This window comes from Pseudomonas lini, from assembly GCF_001042905.1.
Classification (GTDB): Bacteria; Pseudomonadota; Gammaproteobacteria; order Pseudomonadales; family Pseudomonadaceae; genus Aquipseudomonas; species Aquipseudomonas lini.
In genome coordinates, this window is record NZ_JYLB01000002.1 from 320907 (window position 1) to 337853 (window position 16947).

Consider the following 16947-nt stretch of genomic DNA (forward strand, 5'->3'; position numbering starts at 1 on the left):
GGCGATAATCCTTTTTTAATGGCTTGAGTCGAGTTCCAGCACCACCACACGTTGCCCGGCGCGCACCGCCGAACCCGGTTGCACGCGAATCTCGCGCACCACGCCCGCCATGGGTGCGAGCAGCGGGATTTCCATCTTCATCGACTCCAGAATCACCAACACATCCCCCGCCGCAACCCGGCTGCCAGCCTGCACCTGAACCTGCCAGAGATTGCCGGCGATGTGGCTGTCGATGCTCTGCTGACCGTCGGCTAACGGTGCCTCTTCGGTCACTTCCGGGGCCAGCTCTTCGCTGTCGAAATGCGCCTGGCCGCTGGCGATCCAGCGTTCGCGCTCGGCGTTGAACGCGCTTTTTTGCTGATCCCGAAATGCCGCGATGCCCTGGGCTTCTTTCGCCAAGAACGCCTGGTAATCCGTCAGATTCAGCTGACTGTGTTCGATGTTCAGATCAAAGCGCCCAAGCGGGAAATCCCGACGAATGCGCAGCAGTTCATCGGCGCTCACCGGGTAGAACCGGATCTGGTCGAAGAAGCGCAGCAGCCACGGCTTGCCGTCGAACGCGGCGACTTCGCGGTAGCGATTCCACATCTGCAGCGTGCGACCGACGAACTGATAACCACCGGGGCCCTCCATGCCGTACACGCACATGTAGGCGCCGCCGATGCCTACCGAGTTTTCCGCGGTCCAGGTGCGGGCCGGGTTGTACTTGGTGGTCACCAGGCGATGCCGAGGATCGAGCGGGGTGGCGACCGGTGCGCCGAGGTAGACGTCGCCCAGGCCCATCACCAGATAGCTGGCGTCGAACACTGTGCGCTGCACTTCGTCGAGGTTCGGCAGGTCGTTGATGCGGCGGATGAACTCCAGATTGCTCGGGCACCAGGGCGCGTCTTTACGCACGGTGGTCATGTATTTCTCGATCGCCAACTGGCAGGCCGGGTCATCCCAGGACAGTGGCAGATGGACGATGCGCGAGGGCACTTGCAGGTCCTTGGCGGCGCACACGGAGTCCCATTCACCGGTGACAATGCCCAGCAGATCGGCCAGCGGCAGTTGCTCCGGTTGGTAGTGCACTTGCAGCGAGCGAATGCCCGGCGTCAGGTCGATCACACCGTGCAGGTGTTTGCGTTCCAATGCCTGCATCAACGCGTGAGCGCGAAAGCGCAGGACCAGGTCCAGTTCGGGGGCACCGATTTCCAATAACAAATGAGTGTCGCCCGACAGACGTGCAACCAGCCGCGTATCCCCCTGACCAATATCCAACACCACAGGCGACGCAATCCCCTGTGGGAGCGGGCTTGCTCGCGAAGGGGCCAGATCAGGCACCGCATCAACTTCTTCGTGAGCAAGCCCACTCCCACAGGAATCCCATTTCAAGGCGAGATTGCGCGCGGTCTTGAGATCGACCGGGACGAACTGAACCTTGTCCCCAGCCTTGAGCTGCCCCAACTGCCAAAGGTCCGCCTCGATCACCGTCACCGGGCAGACAAAGCCACCGAGGCTCGGGCCATCGGGACCGAGGATTACTGGCATGTCACCAGTGAAGTCCACCGCGCCAATCGCGTACGGATTGTCATGAATATTCGACGGATGCAATCCCGCTTCACCACCGTCGGCCCGCACCCATTCAGGCTTCGGCCCGATCAACCGCACACCGGTGCGGCTTGAGTTGAAGTGCACTTCCCACTGTGTAGCGAAGAAGGTGCCAATGTAGTTTTCGGTGAAATATTCCGGGGCGCCGTGAGGGCCGTAGATCACCCGAATCTGCCGCACGGCGGGCAACTCGGTAACGTGCTGGATCGCCAGGTTTTGCCCGGCGCTGTGGTCGCTCAAGGCCGGAACATGCAATACGTCCCCAGCGCGCAATGCACGACCAGCGTGGCCACCAAACTGGCCGAGGGTGAAGGTACTTTTGCTACCCAGATAATCCGGCACTTGCACGCCGCCGCGCAGGCACAGATAGCTGCGCGCACCTGCACCGCCAATGGTGCCGAGATTCAAAGTGGCACCGACGGGAATCAACAGCGCGGTATTCATCGGCACCGCTTCACCGTTCAGCATCAACGGAATCACTGCACCCGTAACGGCCACAACCGCCTCACAATTGAAACGCAGCAGCGGCCCGCTCATGGTGATTTCCAGCGCTGCTGCACCTTCATCGTTACCCAGCAAGCGATTGCCCAGACGCAGCGCCCGGCTGTCCATCGGTCCCGACGGCGGCACGCCCACCGCCCAGTAACCGAGGCGTCCCGGATAGTCCTGAACGCTGGTCTGCGTGCCGGCGCTGAGCACTTCAAAGGTGTTGGCTTGATAGATCAGGGCTTCCAGGCAACGGGTCCACGGCTGGCCGCTGGCAAAGGGCGTATCGAGCAGAATCTGCCGCAAGTAATCGCGGTTGGTTTCCACCCCGTACAGCAGGCTGTCACCCAGAGCCTGATGCAGATCGACGCGCGCTGCTTCGCGAGTCGGTGCCCAGCTGATGACCTTGGCGATCATCGGATCGAAGTACGGCGGGATCTCGCAACCGGCCTCGACCCAAGTGTCGATGCGCAGGTGTTTGCCATCGGTAACCGGGAAATTGACGGCAGTGAGCAGACCGGGACTCGGCTGGAAATCCCGACCAGGATCTTCGGCATAGAGTCGTGCCTGAATCGCATGACCGTTGGCTTTCAATCCCTGGCTCAACTCGCGCAGCGGCGGCAAATCACCGGCCGCCAATTCCACCATCCAGCGCACCAGATCGACGCCCCACACTTGTTCGGTGACGCCGTGTTCCACCTGCAAACGGGTATTCACTTCAAGAAAATAGAAACGCTGGGCATCGCTGTCGAAGACGAATTCCACAGTGCCCGCGCTGCGGTAATTCACCGCTTTGGCCAGTTTGATTGCCGCTGCACAGAGTTCCTCGGCCATGCCCACGGGCAGGTTCGGCGCCGGGGTTTCTTCGAGGACTTTCTGGTTGCGTCGCTGCACCGAACAGTCGCGCACGCCGAGGGCAAGCACCTCGCCCTGGCCATCGCCGAACACCTGCACTTCCAGATGCCGGGCGCGCTGGATGTACTTCTCGATGAACACGCCGGCGTCGCTGAAATTGTTCTGCCCAAGGCGTTTGACGGCTTCGAATGATTCGCTCAATTCGCCGGCGCTGCGGCACACGCGCATACCGATGCCACCACCGCCGGCGGTGCTTTTGAGCATCACCGGGTAGCCGACCTGTTCACCTGCGATCAACGCTGCGTCGAGGTTATCGAGCAGCTCGGTGCCTTCGAGCATTGGCACGCCGTGTTGCCTGGCCAGCGCACGGGCGGTGTGCTTGAGGCCGAACACCCGCAGTTGCTCCGGTGTGGGGCCGATGAAGGCGATGTCGGCCGTTTCGCAGGCTTGGGCGAATGCAGCGTTTTCCGAAAGAAAGCCGTAGCCGGGATGGATCGCGGTGGCTCCGGTGGCTTTTGCGACGGCGAGGATTTTATCCACGGCCAGATAAGTGCCAGCGGCAGCGCCTTCACCGAGGCTGTGGGACTCAAAGGCTTGCAGGATGTGCAGGCTGGCGGCATCGGCTTCGGAGTAAACGGCAACGCCCTTGACCTGCAATTCACCCAAGGTACGCAAGATGCGACAGGCAATGGCGCCGCGGTTGGCAATAAGGACTTTTTCGAACATGGCATAACCCCCGGAGGCGATAACGCATCAGCCTCGACCTGGGATGCGGGCCGTCCCGCAGTTTTTCGATAGGCGCCGAGGTCGTCCTCGGCGGCAGAATCAGTTCACTTAAAAAGCACCGCTGACCCCCTGTGGGAGCGGGCTTGCTCGCGAAAGCGGAGTGTCGGTCGACATCAATGCTGGATGTGACGGCCCCTTCGCGAGCAAGCCCGCTCCCACATTTGGGTTGTGGTGTTTTTACTTTTTTAGGCACTGGCCGGAGCGGGACTGGCACAGGGCAAACAACCACCGCCGAAAGCGCGAAATTTTCAGTTCCATACCAGCAGCTCCGCAGGCGTCGGGTTGTAGGCGTTGCAGGGGTTGTTCAGTTGCGGGCAGTTGGAGATCAGCACGATCACGTCCATCTCGGCCCGCAGGTCGACGTATTTGCCCGGCGCCGAAATCCCGTCTTCGAAGGTCAGGCCACCGTCGGCCGTCACCGGCACGTTCATGAAGAAGTTGATGTTCGGCCCGATGTCTCCCTTGCCCAGCCGACCGTCGTGGGCGCAGGCGCGCAGGTAGTTGTCGCGGCAGCTGTGCATGTAGCGTTTCTCCAGCGCATAACGCACGGTGTTGCTCTCTTGGGCGCAGGCACCGCCGAGGGTGTCGTGACGCCCGCAAGTGTCGGCGACGATGGTCAGCATCGGTTTGCCGAGGTTGGAATAGAGCACGCTGCCGGTGCTCAGGTAGACGCTGTTCTGCCGACGCAACGTGCGCTGTACGTCATAGCGCTCCTTGGGATTGGCTAGGCTGTAGAACAGAGTGTCGACGGCCTGATTGCCTTCCAGGTCGAGGATGCGCAAGGTCTGGCCGGCCTTGACCTCCATCAGCCAGGGTTCGCCGGCGGGGATGGTGGCGCGGTACACCGCGGTTTCTGGCTGCCTGTTTGTAGTAACGGCAGCGGTGGTGATAGCGAGTGACATGGCAGCGATCCTCAGGCGAACAGACGGTCGGTGTTGATGAAGCCGCGCTCGTTTTCCGGGCGCGAGGTGCGGCAGTGTTCGGCGACACTCGCATCGGCGTTCATCCAGCTGAGCTTCAGCGGTTTGGGTGCGTACTCAGGCGCCGGGTCCATCGGATGTTGCAGCGCGGTGAGCACCACCAGGGTGTCCATCGGCGCGTACAACTCGATGTAGTCACCGGCCTTGGAATGGCCTTCGACGAAGTGGAAACGCCCGGCCTCATCGACGTTCACGCGGCTGAACAGGTTGAGGGTCATCAACAGATCGGACAGGCCCAAACCCCACTTGCCCAGTTCCACCAACAGGTTGTCGGTGCCGTTGCGGAAGAAGCCGTTACGCAGTTCCTGATAGCGGCCCGCGCCGTACTTTTGCGCGACCTCTTCAGCGCACAGCACGCCGCCGAGACTGTCGCTCCAGCCGCACGTATCGGCAGTGATTGCCGCCAATACGCGGCCCATGTCCGAGTACAGGCAATGGCCAGTGGTGAGCTTGGCGGTGTGTTGGCATTTGAGGCTGTCGGGCAGGTTCAGGCGTTCGGTTTTTTCATGCGCATTGAGCAGCGTCAGGCTGACGTTGGCACCGCCGCGCAGGTCGGTCAGGCGCAGTAACTGGCCGCGTTTCAGAACGAAGGAACGATGGCCGCCGCCAGGGAGCATTTCTTCGGCGAAGGGCGGGAACAGTTGGGTCGAATCAGTCATGTGTAAATTCCTCTAAGCGATGCGAAGCGAACCTGCCAGCTGAGCAGGCAGGGCGTCGACGGCGGCGCGATTGGCACGGCGGTCGCTGTTCAAAGGGATGTCGTAGGTGATGCGTGCGCCATAGGCGCCGGGGGCGTGCGGGTCGAGGCGGACTTTGTCGAACACCAGTAAACGGGTGCCGAGGCTGAAACCTTCGGACAGGTCATGGGTGACCATGAACACCGTTAGCTGCGTCTCGCGCCACAGCTCCAGCAGCAACCCGTGCATGTCTTTGCGGATGCCCGGATCGAGGGCTCCGAACGGTTCGTCGAGCAGCAACACGCGCGGCTTCATGATCAGCGCCTGGGCAATCGCCAGTCGTTGCTGCATGCCGCCGGAGAGCTGCGCCGGGTACTTGTCCAGCGAGTGGCCGAGGCCGACTTTGTGCAGCAGCACTGAGGCTTGTTCGCGTGCGTCTTTTTTAGCGCTGCCGAACAAGCGCCCAAGTAGCGGTGAACGCGGCAGTTCGAGGCCGAGGGCGACGTTGTCCAGCACGCTTAAATGCGGGAACACCGAGTAGCGCTGGAATACCACGCCACGGCTGGCATCCGGTTCGCTCTCCAGGGCCTGGCCGTCGAGCAGAATCTCGCCGCGACTGGCGCGTTCCTGGCCCAGCAGTAGCCGCAGGAAAGTCGATTTACCGCAACCTGAAGCACCGACGAGTGTGCAGAACTCACCTTCGTTGACGTTCAGGTTCAGCCCTTCGAGCACCACCTGATCGGCGTATTGCTGCCAGACATTCTTCACTGTGATAAAGCTCATGCGCGGGCCCCCTCATACCAAGGGAACGCCCGTTGGGTCAGGCGTTTCAGACCCCAATCCATCAGCCAGGCAAGCAGGGTGATCCAGACTACATAAGGCAGGATCACGTCCATCGCCAGGTAGCGGCGCACCAGAAAAATCCGGTAACCGAGGCCGTCGGTAGAGGCGATGGCTTCGGCGGCGATCAGGAACAACCACGCCGAACCCAGCATCAGTCGCAGCGATATCAACAGGCGCGGCAATAATTGCGGCAGCACCACCCGCAGCATCAAGGTCCAGGTCGAAGCGCCAAGCGTCTGCGCCTTGATCAGCAACTCGACGGGAATTTCCCGGGCGCGCTGTTCCAGATCGCGGGCCAGGCACGGGGTGATACCGATCACGATCAGCATCACTTTCGACAATTCCCCCAGCCCGAACACGATGAACAGAATCGGCAGGATCGCCAGCGGCGGCACCATCGACAGCACGGTGAGTACCGGCGACAACGGTGCGCCGAACAGCGGCAGGGTCCCGGCGGCGATGCCCAGGCACAGCCCGGCCAATGCACTGATGCCGAGGCCGATGGCCAGCCGTCGCAGGCTGGCGGCGCTGTCTTGCCAAAGTAAATAGTCGCCGGTGCGGGTGTCGGCAGTGAACGCCAGGCGTTTCACTGCGTCGGTCATCTGCACGGCACTGGGCAGCAGTTTGTCGTTGGGGTTGTCCATCAGCCGATCGGCCGAGCCCATGAAGTAGGCGAACAACACCAGGGCGAACGGCAGGATCACCAACAGCAGGCGACTCGGGCGATCCGGGTGGCGATTGATCAGGCGCATGGCCTAGTCCTCCGTTATTACAACGTGGAGTCGGCAGCCATCTGCACGTAGCTCGGATCGAAGCGCAGCTTGAGGTTGGTCTTGTCGCCGCTGGTCACGCCATTGGCGAAGGCCATGCCGATGGCGCTGGTGTCCTTGGCGCCTTCACCCAGCAAGCCGTGCTGAAAGGAGAACTCGGCGACCTTGCGCATGGTTTCCGGCAATTGCTTGCTGGTGGAAAACGCCAAGGCTTCCTGGGGGGTGGCGAACAGTTTGGTGGTGTCGAGTTGTGCCTGGAAACCCGCCAGGTCGGTGCCCGAAGCTTTGGCCATGTGTTCGAGGGCGGCTTTGCTGGCGGCGTTTTTCGCGTTCATCAATTCCACCACTTCAAACCAGGCGCCGGTCAGGGCTTTGCCCAGGGCCGGGTTGTCTTTGAGGGTGGCGCTGTTGACCACCATCATGTCCATGATTTCGCCGGGAACCTGGCTGGAGTTGAAGACTTCGGTCACGCCGGGTTTGGCCTTGATGTCCGAGAGCATCGGGTTCCAGGTGGTGACGGCGTTGACCTGATCGGTGTTGAAGGCGGCCGAAATGTCGGCGTCGGAGGTGTTGACCACTTTCAGGTCTTTCTCGGTGAGGTCCACCGAATCGAGTGCCCGGGCCAATAGATAGTGGGACACCGAGAGCTCCACCAGATTGACGTCCATGCCCTTGAGGTCGGCGACTTTCTTGCCTTCGCCTTTGAGCACGATGCCGTCGTTGCCATTGGAGAAGTCGCTGACGATCAGCGCTGTACTGTCGACGCCACCGGCAGCCGGAATGGTCAGCGCATCCATGTTGGTCATGGTGCAGCCGTCAAACTGGCCGGCGGTGTATTGGTTGATGGATTCGACGTAATCGTTGAGCTGCACCACATCGATCTTGATGCCGTACTTCTTCGCCCATTTGTCGACGATGCCTTGGCTGCCGGCATATTCCCAGGGCATCCAGCCGGCATAAATAGTCCAGCAGACGCTGAAATGGTCTTTCTGTGCGGCTTGGGACGAGACGCTCACGAGGGCTGCAAAAGCAGCGGCGAGCAGGGCGGGTAAACGAAGTCGGGACATGGGATGGTTCTCCAGTTGATCAAGGGCGGACAGGAAGGCAGCGGCACCGCGAACGGTGGCTTGTCTCCCGGGCTTTTGTCCCGCCGTGTAACCTCAACTGGAGGTCGCCAACTCTCGGACCAGCCACTCGCCTAAGCGAGCCGGAACCCTAGTCAGCCATTGCAAATTGTGGTGCCGCGAACCTGTGATGACTCCTGCACGCCTTTGGTTAAGCGAGAGCCGTGCCAAGTCGGCTTGAGCCCTCTAGCTTGGGCATCGAGGAAAAGGGGAGGGATAAACAAGCGGCATGCCCTGCCTTGTCATGGTGCGTTGGCGTATGTCTATGCACCGTAGATGGACGCAGTGGCCGCTGATCTGAAGGCCGACGCTGTCTGGCACTCGGTACCGGTTTGAAAGTCAAAACAGGTGTCAGTCGACTGCTGTTGCAGGTCTTCCAGGAGGCCTTCATGCTCTGTCAAAAAATGCTCCGTCGCATACTGTTCAGTGTGTTTATCGGTTTGGGCCTGTCTGGCTGTTATTACTACGCAGGCTCTGGCGATTTCTATCCGACACCTTATTACTACCCCGGTTATTACTACTCACCTTACTACTATGGCGGCCCGCGGTTTTACGGGGGTTATCGTTACTATTATTTCAGTGGTCCCCGTCATCATCATCGCGGTGGACACCCTCGCGGGCACCGCTGATCAGCTCATGAATACAACGGCGCGTCCGGCTTTCGGATGCGCCGTTTTCTTATGAGCTGGATGAAAAACCTTTCATCGGCTACTTGTTTCAACGTGTTGCAGGGACGCACCAGATTCCGATTTCACTGTCTGATATTTCGACAGTCGCCGAACCATTGACTGTCGCCTGCCAGCGTCGCTGGTGTGGCTCACCCGCGGTCCAGGAGGCCGCCATGCTCTGTCAAAAAAAGCTCCGCCAAATTCTGCTGATTGTTTTATCGGGATTGTCTCTTGGTGCGTGCGTGCCCTATTCCGATGGAGGATCGAGCTACTACCGTTCCGATGTCTACACGTCCCCAGCGCCGTATTACTCCGGTGGCGGGTCTTATTACTCCGACGGCCGTTACTACTCGGCCCCGCGCAGGTATTACTCACCGCCTGCACGGTATTACCAGCCAACGCCGCGTTATTACCACCAGCCGCGGGTTTATCAATCGGCACCACGCTATTACCAGCCGGCGCCACGAGCAGACTACCGGGGCTATCAGAATCGTGGATGGGACCGTCATGACCGTCGTGATCGTGGCGGCTGGGATGGCCGTCACCGGGGCGGCTGGGACGGCCGGAACCGAGGCGGCCGGGACAATGACTATCGAGGCCACAATAGGTCGGATAATCGGGGCGGTCGGGGCGATCACCGTGATGGCGATCGGGATGGCCGACGCAACCACCGGTAAACCACTCAATAAAAAGCGGCGCATGAAGCGCCGCTTTTTTTGTGCCTGATTTTTAGTATTCCGAGAGATCAGCCAGAGGATGCCGGCCTTCCCAGACCTTATGGAAATGCGCCTCCACCGTCGCCTCCGGCACAGTGTTGATGTCCGGCCAGTGCCAACGAGGTTTCTGGTCCTTGTCGATCAACCGCGCTCGCACGCCTTCGCTGAACTCTGGATGACGGCAGCAGTTGAGGCTGATGGTGTATTCCATCTGAAAGACTTGAGCCAACGATAGATGCCGGGCGCGAACGATCTGTTCCCACACCAGATGAGCGGTCAGGGGCGAGCCTTCAGTCATGGTCTTGGCGGCACGAGCGAGCAGCGGGTCGGAATCATCACGCAGTGCACTGATGGCCTTCCAGGCGCATCGAACGTCGCTGACATCCAACAGTTCGTCGATCTGCTCGCGTCGAGGCAGCCACTGCGCTTCGGGCATCTGCGCAATCGCTTCCTGCTGCAAGGCCTTGAGCAGGCTGTTGAGCTGCATGGCTGTCTGTTCCTGCCAGTTCAATTGCAGCAAACCTTCGAGCAGCTCATGCTGTTGATCATCGCGCAGGAAGCGGTCGGCGAGGTCCAGATCGATCGCATCACGACCGTTCATCTGGGCGCCGGTCAGGCCGAGAAACAATCCGAGCTTGCCGGGCAACCGCGACAGAAACCAACTGGCGCCGACATCCGGGTACAAGCCGATGCCGATCTCCGGCATCGCCAACCGGCTGCTCGGCGTGACAATCCGAATGCTCGCCCCTTGCAGCAGCCCCATGCCGCCGCCCAGCACGTAACCATGCCCCCAGCAGATCAGCGGTTTGGGGTAGGTGTGCAGGTTGAAGTCGAGGCGATATTCTGCCGCAAAGAAGTGTGCAGCCAAGGGCGGCACTTCGCCGGGATGGTCGCGACACGCCTCCACCAGGCTGCGTACTTCGCCACCGGCGCAAAAAGCCTTGGCGCCATTGCCGCGCAGCAGCACGCAAACGATCTGTGGCTCCTTGGCCCAGGCGTCCAGTTGATCGCGCAGGGCGTTGATCATCGGCAAGGAGAGGGCGTTGAGGGATTTTTCGGCATCCAGGCTGGCGATGCCGATGCGTGCGCCGTCGGTGCCGGTGAGTTCTTCGAAGTGCAGATTCATCGTGACCTCGATCGGGAATTTGAGCGTTCAGTATGATCGCTCTATAGGAAAGTGCCGGATCTGCGTCAGATCAATTGACAAGCGTGATGGGCTTTCCTAGGGTTCGCCCCATTGTTTTTGCCGGATGTAACCATGACTGCTGACGACCGTATCAAACTCGAACCGAGCTGGAAGGAGGCACTGCGTGCCGAATTCGACCAGCCTTACATGGCAGAGTTGCGCACATTCCTGCAACAGGAACGCGCGGCGGGCAAAGAGATCTATCCACCCGGACCGATGATCTTCAACGCGCTAAATTCAACGCCGCTGGACAAGGTCAAAGTGGTCATTTTAGGTCAAGACCCTTACCACGGCCCGGGTCAGGCCCATGGGTTGTGCTTCTCGGTGCAACCGGGCGTGCCGGCACCGCCGTCGCTGGTGAACATTTATAAAGAGTTGAAGCGCGACCTGAACATCGACATTCCCAACCATGGCTACCTGCAGAGTTGGGCAGAGCAGGGCGTGTTGATGCTCAATACCACCATGACCGTGGAGCGCGCGAATGCCAACGCCCATGCGGGCAAGGGCTGGCAATATTTTACCGACCGGATTATCGAAGTGGTCAGCGAGCACCAGCCACATCTGGTGTTCCTGCTGTGGGGCGCGCATGCCCAGAGCAAGCAGAAACTCATCGATGCCACCAAACACCTGGTGCTGACCTCGGTCCACCCGTCGCCGCTGTCCGCCTATCGCGGTTTCCTCGGATGCGGGCACTTCAGCCGGGCGAACAAGTTTCTGGAGCAGAATGGCGAGATGCCGATCGAGTGGCGATTGCCGTCGGTCTGATGTGTTGACCTGGAGGCCCCCATCGCGGGCAAGCCCGCTCCCACAAGGACTACGCGGACCTTGTGGGAGCGGGCTTGCCCGCGATAAAAGCGACTCGGTCTATCAGGGAGAATCCGGCTCCCGGTTCCAATACCGAAACAACGGTTCCGCCAGAAACAATACAAACAACAACCGCATCACCTGCATCGCCGTCACCAACGGTACCGACAATTGCAGGGTTTCCGCCGTCAAACTCATCTCGGCAATCCCGCCGGGCATCATGCCCAGCGTCAGCGAACGCAGATCCAGATGGGTCAGCGCGCTCAAACCCAATGCCGCCAAAGTTGCGATCAACATGGTCAACACTGTGCCGAGCAGGGTTCGGCCCATGAACGACGGTGCCCGCCGGAAGAACTGCCGATTGAAGTGACACCCCAACCCGCTGCCAATCAACCATTGGCCAATCTGACTGCCGCCGTTGGGCAGACCGATGTGCAGGTCCCAAGCAATGCTCACCGTCGCAGTCACCAGCAACGGTCCGAACAGCCAGGGATTGGGTTGTCGCAGCCGCTCCCAGATCCAGGCGGCAAGGGCGCCCGCCGGGAACAGAATGGCCAGCCACCACCAGTTGACGGTCGTTGGATGCAAGACCGGCGCACCGTCGCCCAACAGATACTTGAACGCCGCCGGCACACACAGCACCACCACCAGTACCCGCAAACTCTGCCCCGCCGCGACACGACTGAGCACCGCACCGTTGCGGGCGCCGAGGTTGACCATCTCCCCGGAGCCGCCGGGCATGCTGGAAAAGAATGCGGTGGCGCGATCTTCCCCGGTGCGCCGCATCAACCAGACCCCCACCACGGCGGAAAGACTGGTAACCAGCGCACCGAAGAAGATCAAACCGAAGTGGCTCAGCACCTGCTCCATCACCACTGGGGTGAAGTGCAGGCCGATGCCGATGCCGACAACCCACTGGCCGCACTTGCGGCCGCCAGGGATTTCCGCCAATTGCCAGGGAGTCAGGCAGCGCACCAGGATGATCGCCAGCAACGAGCCGACCATCCATGGCAGTGGCCAGCCGATCTGGCTGGCGAGGTAACCGCCCAGCAGACCGACCAGCGGTGTTCCCCACCAGCTTTTGAAGGGGGTCCTGTCAGACATCGGCAATAACGCGCCGGGCGACCGAACGCTTGCGCCAGATCCGCAGGATCGGCACCAACAGCATGATCACAATCAACCCCCAGACGGCGAGAGTGATCGGACTCGACCAGAGGATTTCCAGCGCGCCGTTGGAAATCGACAGGGCGCGGCGCAGATTCTGTTCCATCAACCCTCCGAGAATGAAGCCCAGCAGCACTGGCGACAACGGGAAGTCTAGCTTGCGCAGGATGTAGCCGAAGATGCCGATGCCGATCATCAGGAACAGGTCGAAGGTGGTCGCGTGTACCGCAAAGACGCCGATGGCGGTGATGATCGCAATCATCGGCACCAGCGCCCAGTTCGGCACGGCGAGGATGCGGGTGAAGATGCGGATCATCGGAATGTTGAGGATCACCAGCATGATGTTGGCGACGAACAACGAAGCAATCAGGCCCCAGACGATGTCCGGTTGCTGTTGGAACAGCAGCGGGCCCGGCGTGATGTTGTACAGCGACAGTGCGCCGATCATCACCGCCGTCGTGCCCGAACCTGGCACACCGAGCGTCAACATCGGCACCAGCGCGCCGCAGGCTTCAGCGCCGATAGCGGTTTCCGGGGCGGCGAGACCACGTTTGTCGCCTTGACCGAATTTGCCGCTAGGGCCGGCAATGCGTTTCTCGGTCATGTAGGCCACGGCGCTGGCCAGCGTCGCGCCGGCACCGGGCAGCACGCCCATGATGAAACCGAGCACACCGCAACGCATGTTCACCCAGAACACCGAGGCGGCTTCCTTGAAGTTGAACATCATGCGACCGGTGGCTTTGAACGCTTCCTGACCGCGGTGGGTTTTTTCCAGCAGCAGAAGGATTTCACTGATGGAGAACAGACCCAGTACCAGCACCACAAACTGAATACCGTCAGTGAGGTGGATGTTGTCACCGGTGAATCGATAGACGCCGCTATTGGCATCAATGCCGACGGTCGACAGGAACAGGCCGATCAGCGCGGCGATAAAGGTCTTCAGTGGTCGATCGCCGGCCATGCCGCCGAGGCAGACAATCGCGAACACCATCAGCACGAAGTATTCCGCGGGACCGAAGGCAATCGCCCATTTCGCCAGAATCGGTGCAAACACCACCATCCCGCAGGTCGCGATGAAGGCGCCGATGAACGAGCTCCAGGCCGACAGCGAAAGTGCAACCCCCGCCATGCCTTGACGCGCCATCGGGTAGCCATCGAGGGTGGTCATCACGGTGGAGGCTTCCCCCGGAATGTTCAGCAGGATCGAACTGATCCGGCCGCCGTACTCACAACCCAGATAGACCGCTGCCAGCAGGATCAACGCCGACTCCGGTGGCAGGCCCAGGGCGAACGCGATGGGGATCAGCAGCGCCACGCCGTTGATCGGGCCCAGACCCGGCAACAGCCCGACGACGGTGCCGATCAGTGTGCCACTGAGTGCGGTCACCAGGTTGTATGGCGTTAATGCGACGCCGAAGCCGTGACTCAAATAACCAAGCGTATCCATATCAGTTCTCCAGAACGTCAAGCAGGCCCAAAGGCAGCGGGACGTCCATGACTTTGTCGAACAGCAGGTACAGGCCGACACTCATCAGGCTGATGATCACCGCGCTCGGCAACCATCGTCCGCCGTACAGACGCGCCATCGGAATGCCGATCAAGATGCTGCTGAGGATGAAGCCCAAGGGTTCGAACAGGCCGGCGAAGATCAGCAGCAACAGCACGCAAAGGCCAATCTTGTGCAGGGTTTCGCGATCCATCGGTGGATCGTCAGTCGTGTGGATGATCGGCGACGGGCGAAACACCATGTAAGCCAGCCCCAGCCCCATCAGGCCCAACATCAACAACGGGAAGGCGCGGGGACCGATGGGTTCATAGGAAAACGGAGCCTGATAGGGCCAGGCCATCAGTATCAGGCTGATACAGGCCAGCAACAGCACCGAAGCAAAAATGCGTTGTATGAGCATGAGGAACTCCTGGGCCACGACCCCGAGAACCGGGGTCGTGGCCGCTAGACAGAGGCGATCACTGGATCAGGCCGAACTCTTTGGCCAGCACTTTGTAGTCCGCGACCTGCTTCTTCACGTAGGTGTCCAGCTCCGGGCCGGTCATGGCGAACGGGAACAGTTCACGCTGATCGCGCAGCTTGGCGAAATCCTCGGAGGCCAGCAGTTTGTCGAAGGCGTTTTTCCACCAGGCGTAGTCTTCGTCGCTGACTTTTGGCCCAAGGTAGAAACCGCGAACCACTGGCCAGACGATGTCGTAACCTTGCTCTTTAGCGGTCGGAATCTCTTTCATTTCCGGCTCGTCCAGACGCTTCTCGGAGAACACCGCGAGAAGGCGCATGTCCCCACTCTGGATGTGTGGCATGGAGTCGGAGATGTCGGTGCTGCCGACCTGGATGTGGCCACCGAGCAGGGCAGTGGCAATTTCACCACCGCCTTCGAGGGCGACATAACGCAGGTCGCGCGGGTTGATCCCGGCCGCCTTGGCGATCAGTGCGGTCTGCATCCAGTCCTGGCTGCCGACGGTGCCGCCGGAACCGATCACTACTTTGCTTGGATCTTTCTTCAGCGCCTGAACCAGGTCGTCCAGGGTCTTGTAAGGCGAGTCGCTTTTCACCGCGATGGCGCCATAACTGGTGCCGACGGCGGCGAGCCAACGAACGTTGGTTTCATCGAAACGACCGAACTTGCCTTGCGCCAGGTTCAGCAGCGAACCGCTGGACCACGCCACCAGCGTGCCGGCATCGGCCGGACGCTGAGCAACCACCGCGTTGTACGCCACCGCGCCGACACCGCCGGGCATGTAGGTCACGCGCATCGGTTTGGTCAGCAGTTTTTCGTTTACCAACGCGCTTTGCGCCAGTTTGCAGGTCAGGTCGAAACCGCCGCCTGGCGACGCCGGAGCGATACATTCCGGGCGTTTGGGTTCGGCCATCAATTGGCCGGCAAACAGTACACAGCTGGCGGCTAGAGCAACTTTACGCAGTGATAAGTTCATTTGAGTCTCCACGGGCATTCATTATTGTTATTGAACGTGATGTTTACCAAAGAGCAACGCTATAGCTCACCAGCAGACGCACTTCATCGGCATCGCGAGCGGAGTAGTTGGAACGGTAGGTGGCATTGCGCAGGCGTACGGCGACGTCTTTCAGGGCGCCGCTTTGTACGACGTATTTGATCTCGGTGTTGCGTTCCCACTCTTTGCCTTCGTCGCCGTTCTTGAGCTTGATGTTGTCACCGCTCACATAACGGCTCATGAAGCTCAGGCCCGGAATGCCGAGTTTGGCGAAGTCATAGTCGTAACGTGCCTGCCAGGAACGTTCTTCGGCGCCGGCAAAGTCATTGATCTGTACGAAGTTGACCAGGTACGGATCGCTGCCATCGACATAGGGGAAGGCACTGTCACCGGACATGTGCTGATAGCCGGCGCTGAGTTTATGCCCGTTCAAGGCGTAGCTCACCAGGCCGTTCAGGGATTTGTTGTCGATTGGGCCGCCACGGGCTGCGCCCTCGTCATCACTGATGGCCAGGCGCAAGTCAGTGCCGAAGGTGCCGGGGCCGAATTTTTCCGAGGCCACCATGCCGAGGAAGTGCTGGTTATAGACTTCATCGAGTTGGGCGAAGTGGTAGCTGCCGGTGATCTTGTCGGTGAACTTATAGTCCACGCCGCCAAAGTCAAAGTGCTTGCCGGCCACGGTGCCGGCGAAACGGCTGTTCTTGTTGTTGAGGGCGATGTCCTCGAAGTCGGTGCTGTCGCGGTCCTTGGCTTTCCCCAGACGCCCGCCGGTGAAGGTCAGGTTCTTGATCTCTTTGGAGGTCAGCAGGCCGCCTTCAAAGGTCTGCGGCAGAATGCGCCCGTCGTTGGCTTTGAGGATCGGCAGTTCCGGAATCAGGCTGCCAATTTTCAGTTCCGTGGCGGAGATTTTCATTTTGCCGGTCAGGCCGAGCTTGGAATACTCATCCGCCGCGCGACCGTCATCATGGGTCGGCAACAGGCCGGTGCCGGTACGATCCGGACTTGAATCGAGTTTTACCCCCAGCATGCCCAGTGCATCGACACCGAACCCCACGGTGCCGTCGGTGTAACCCGATTGCAGATTGAGCATGAACCCCTGGGCCCATTCGTCCCGCTTGGATTGCTGGGCGCTGGTGCCGTCGCGAAAGTCGCGGTTGAAATACATGTTGCGGGTTTCGAAGGTTGCCGTACTGTCTTCGAAGAAGGCAGCCTGGCTCAACGGCGAAAAGCCGGCGAGGGCGGCGGCACTGGCAAGGGCGGTGTGGCTGAGGCGGGAAAAACGAGCAGGCGGGCGAGCCTGAAGCTGCGTGGACAGCATGGTGACGTACTCCGTTTAT

The 16947-nt window shown here is 60.5% G+C and carries 15 protein-coding genes and 1 riboswitch; of the genes, 3 read left to right on the top strand and 12 right to left on the bottom strand.

The window, feature by feature from the left end; translation table 11 throughout:
- Positions 1-15 precede the first annotated feature (15 nt).
- From uca to TU81_RS05920, 6 genes are all read right to left on the bottom strand, one after another.
- A complete protein-coding gene (uca, locus tag TU81_RS05895) occupies positions 16-3657 on the bottom strand; it encodes an urea carboxylase (protein ID WP_048394032.1) in 3642 nt (1213 codons plus the stop codon).
- 308 nt (positions 3658-3965) lie between these two features.
- Positions 3966-4619 carry an urea amidolyase associated protein UAAP2 gene (locus TU81_RS05900; protein WP_048394033.1) on the bottom strand — a complete coding sequence of 218 codons (654 nt, stop codon included), beginning with the start codon at positions 4617-4619 and terminating at the stop codon, positions 3966-3968.
- An 11-nt stretch (positions 4620-4630) separates the two neighbouring features.
- Positions 4631-5356, bottom strand: a complete 726-nt coding sequence (locus TU81_RS05905; protein ID WP_048394034.1) for an urea amidolyase associated protein UAAP1 — start codon at positions 5354-5356, stop codon at positions 4631-4633.
- Between the two features lie 12 nt (positions 5357-5368).
- The gene (locus TU81_RS05910; RefSeq protein WP_048394035.1) at positions 5369-6157 is read right to left on the bottom strand and encodes an ABC transporter ATP-binding protein; all 789 of its coding nucleotides are present in this window, start codon (positions 6155-6157) and stop codon (positions 5369-5371) included.
- On the bottom strand, positions 6154-6969 hold the full coding sequence (locus TU81_RS05915) for an ABC transporter permease (protein ID WP_038979318.1): 816 nt from the start codon (positions 6967-6969) through the stop codon (positions 6154-6156). Before TU81_RS05915 ends, TU81_RS05910 begins: the two co-directional genes overlap by 4 nt.
- 17 nt (positions 6970-6986) lie before the next feature.
- Complete coding sequence (locus TU81_RS05920; RefSeq protein ID WP_038979319.1) at positions 6987-8054, bottom strand: putative urea ABC transporter substrate-binding protein; 1068 nt, start codon at positions 8052-8054, stop codon at positions 6987-6989.
- Positions 8055-8116: 62 nt separating this feature from the next.
- Positions 8117-8217: riboswitch (guanidine-I (ykkC/yxkD leader) on the bottom strand.
- Between the two features lie 283 nt (positions 8218-8500).
- On the opposite strand from TU81_RS05920, the gene TU81_RS30670 reads away from it, so the two are divergent.
- Both TU81_RS30670 and TU81_RS30675 read left to right on the top strand, forming a co-directional pair.
- Positions 8501-8740: a hypothetical protein gene (locus tag TU81_RS30670; protein WP_048394036.1), complete on the top strand. Its 240-nt coding sequence runs from the start codon at positions 8501-8503 to the stop codon at positions 8738-8740.
- Positions 8741-8952: 212 nt separating this feature from the next.
- Positions 8953-9456: a hypothetical protein gene (locus tag TU81_RS30675; protein ID WP_080772038.1), complete on the top strand. Its 504-nt coding sequence runs from the start codon at positions 8953-8955 to the stop codon at positions 9454-9456.
- Between the two features lie 52 nt (positions 9457-9508).
- Here the strand turns inward: TU81_RS30675 and TU81_RS05935 are convergent, their stop codons facing one another.
- Entirely contained in the window at positions 9509-10621 is a 1113-nt protein-coding gene (locus tag TU81_RS05935; RefSeq protein ID WP_038979320.1) for an enoyl-CoA hydratase/isomerase family protein, read from the bottom strand.
- Between the two features lie 132 nt (positions 10622-10753).
- On the opposite strand from TU81_RS05935, the gene ung reads away from it, so the two are divergent.
- Positions 10754-11446 carry a uracil-DNA glycosylase gene (gene ung / locus TU81_RS05940; protein ID WP_030132670.1) on the top strand — a complete coding sequence of 231 codons (693 nt, stop codon included), beginning with the start codon at positions 10754-10756 and terminating at the stop codon, positions 11444-11446.
- Positions 11447-11548: 102 nt separating this feature from the next.
- Here the strand turns inward: ung and TU81_RS05945 are convergent, their stop codons facing one another.
- The 5 genes from TU81_RS05945 to TU81_RS05965 are packed head-to-tail and all read right to left on the bottom strand — an operon-like array spanning position 11549 to position 16928.
- Positions 11549-12589 (bottom strand): AbrB family transcriptional regulator, encoded by a 1041-nt coding sequence (locus TU81_RS05945; protein ID WP_038979321.1) that lies wholly within the window; start codon positions 12587-12589, stop codon positions 11549-11551.
- Entirely contained in the window at positions 12582-14096 is a 1515-nt protein-coding gene (locus tag TU81_RS05950; RefSeq protein WP_048394037.1) for a tripartite tricarboxylate transporter permease, read from the bottom strand. The genes TU81_RS05945 and TU81_RS05950 overlap by 8 nt, the downstream gene beginning before the upstream one ends.
- Position 14097: 1 nt before the next feature.
- A complete protein-coding gene (locus TU81_RS05955) occupies positions 14098-14556 on the bottom strand; it encodes a tripartite tricarboxylate transporter TctB family protein (protein ID WP_048394046.1) in 459 nt (152 codons plus the stop codon).
- 58 nt (positions 14557-14614) lie between these two features.
- Positions 14615-15592 carry a Bug family tripartite tricarboxylate transporter substrate binding protein gene (locus TU81_RS05960; protein WP_038979324.1) on the bottom strand — a complete coding sequence of 326 codons (978 nt, stop codon included), beginning with the start codon at positions 15590-15592 and terminating at the stop codon, positions 14615-14617.
- A 43-nt stretch (positions 15593-15635) separates the two neighbouring features.
- A complete protein-coding gene (locus TU81_RS05965; protein ID WP_048394048.1) occupies positions 15636-16928 on the bottom strand; it encodes an OprD family porin in 1293 nt (430 codons plus the stop codon).
- Between the last annotated feature and the right edge of the window lie 19 nt (positions 16929-16947).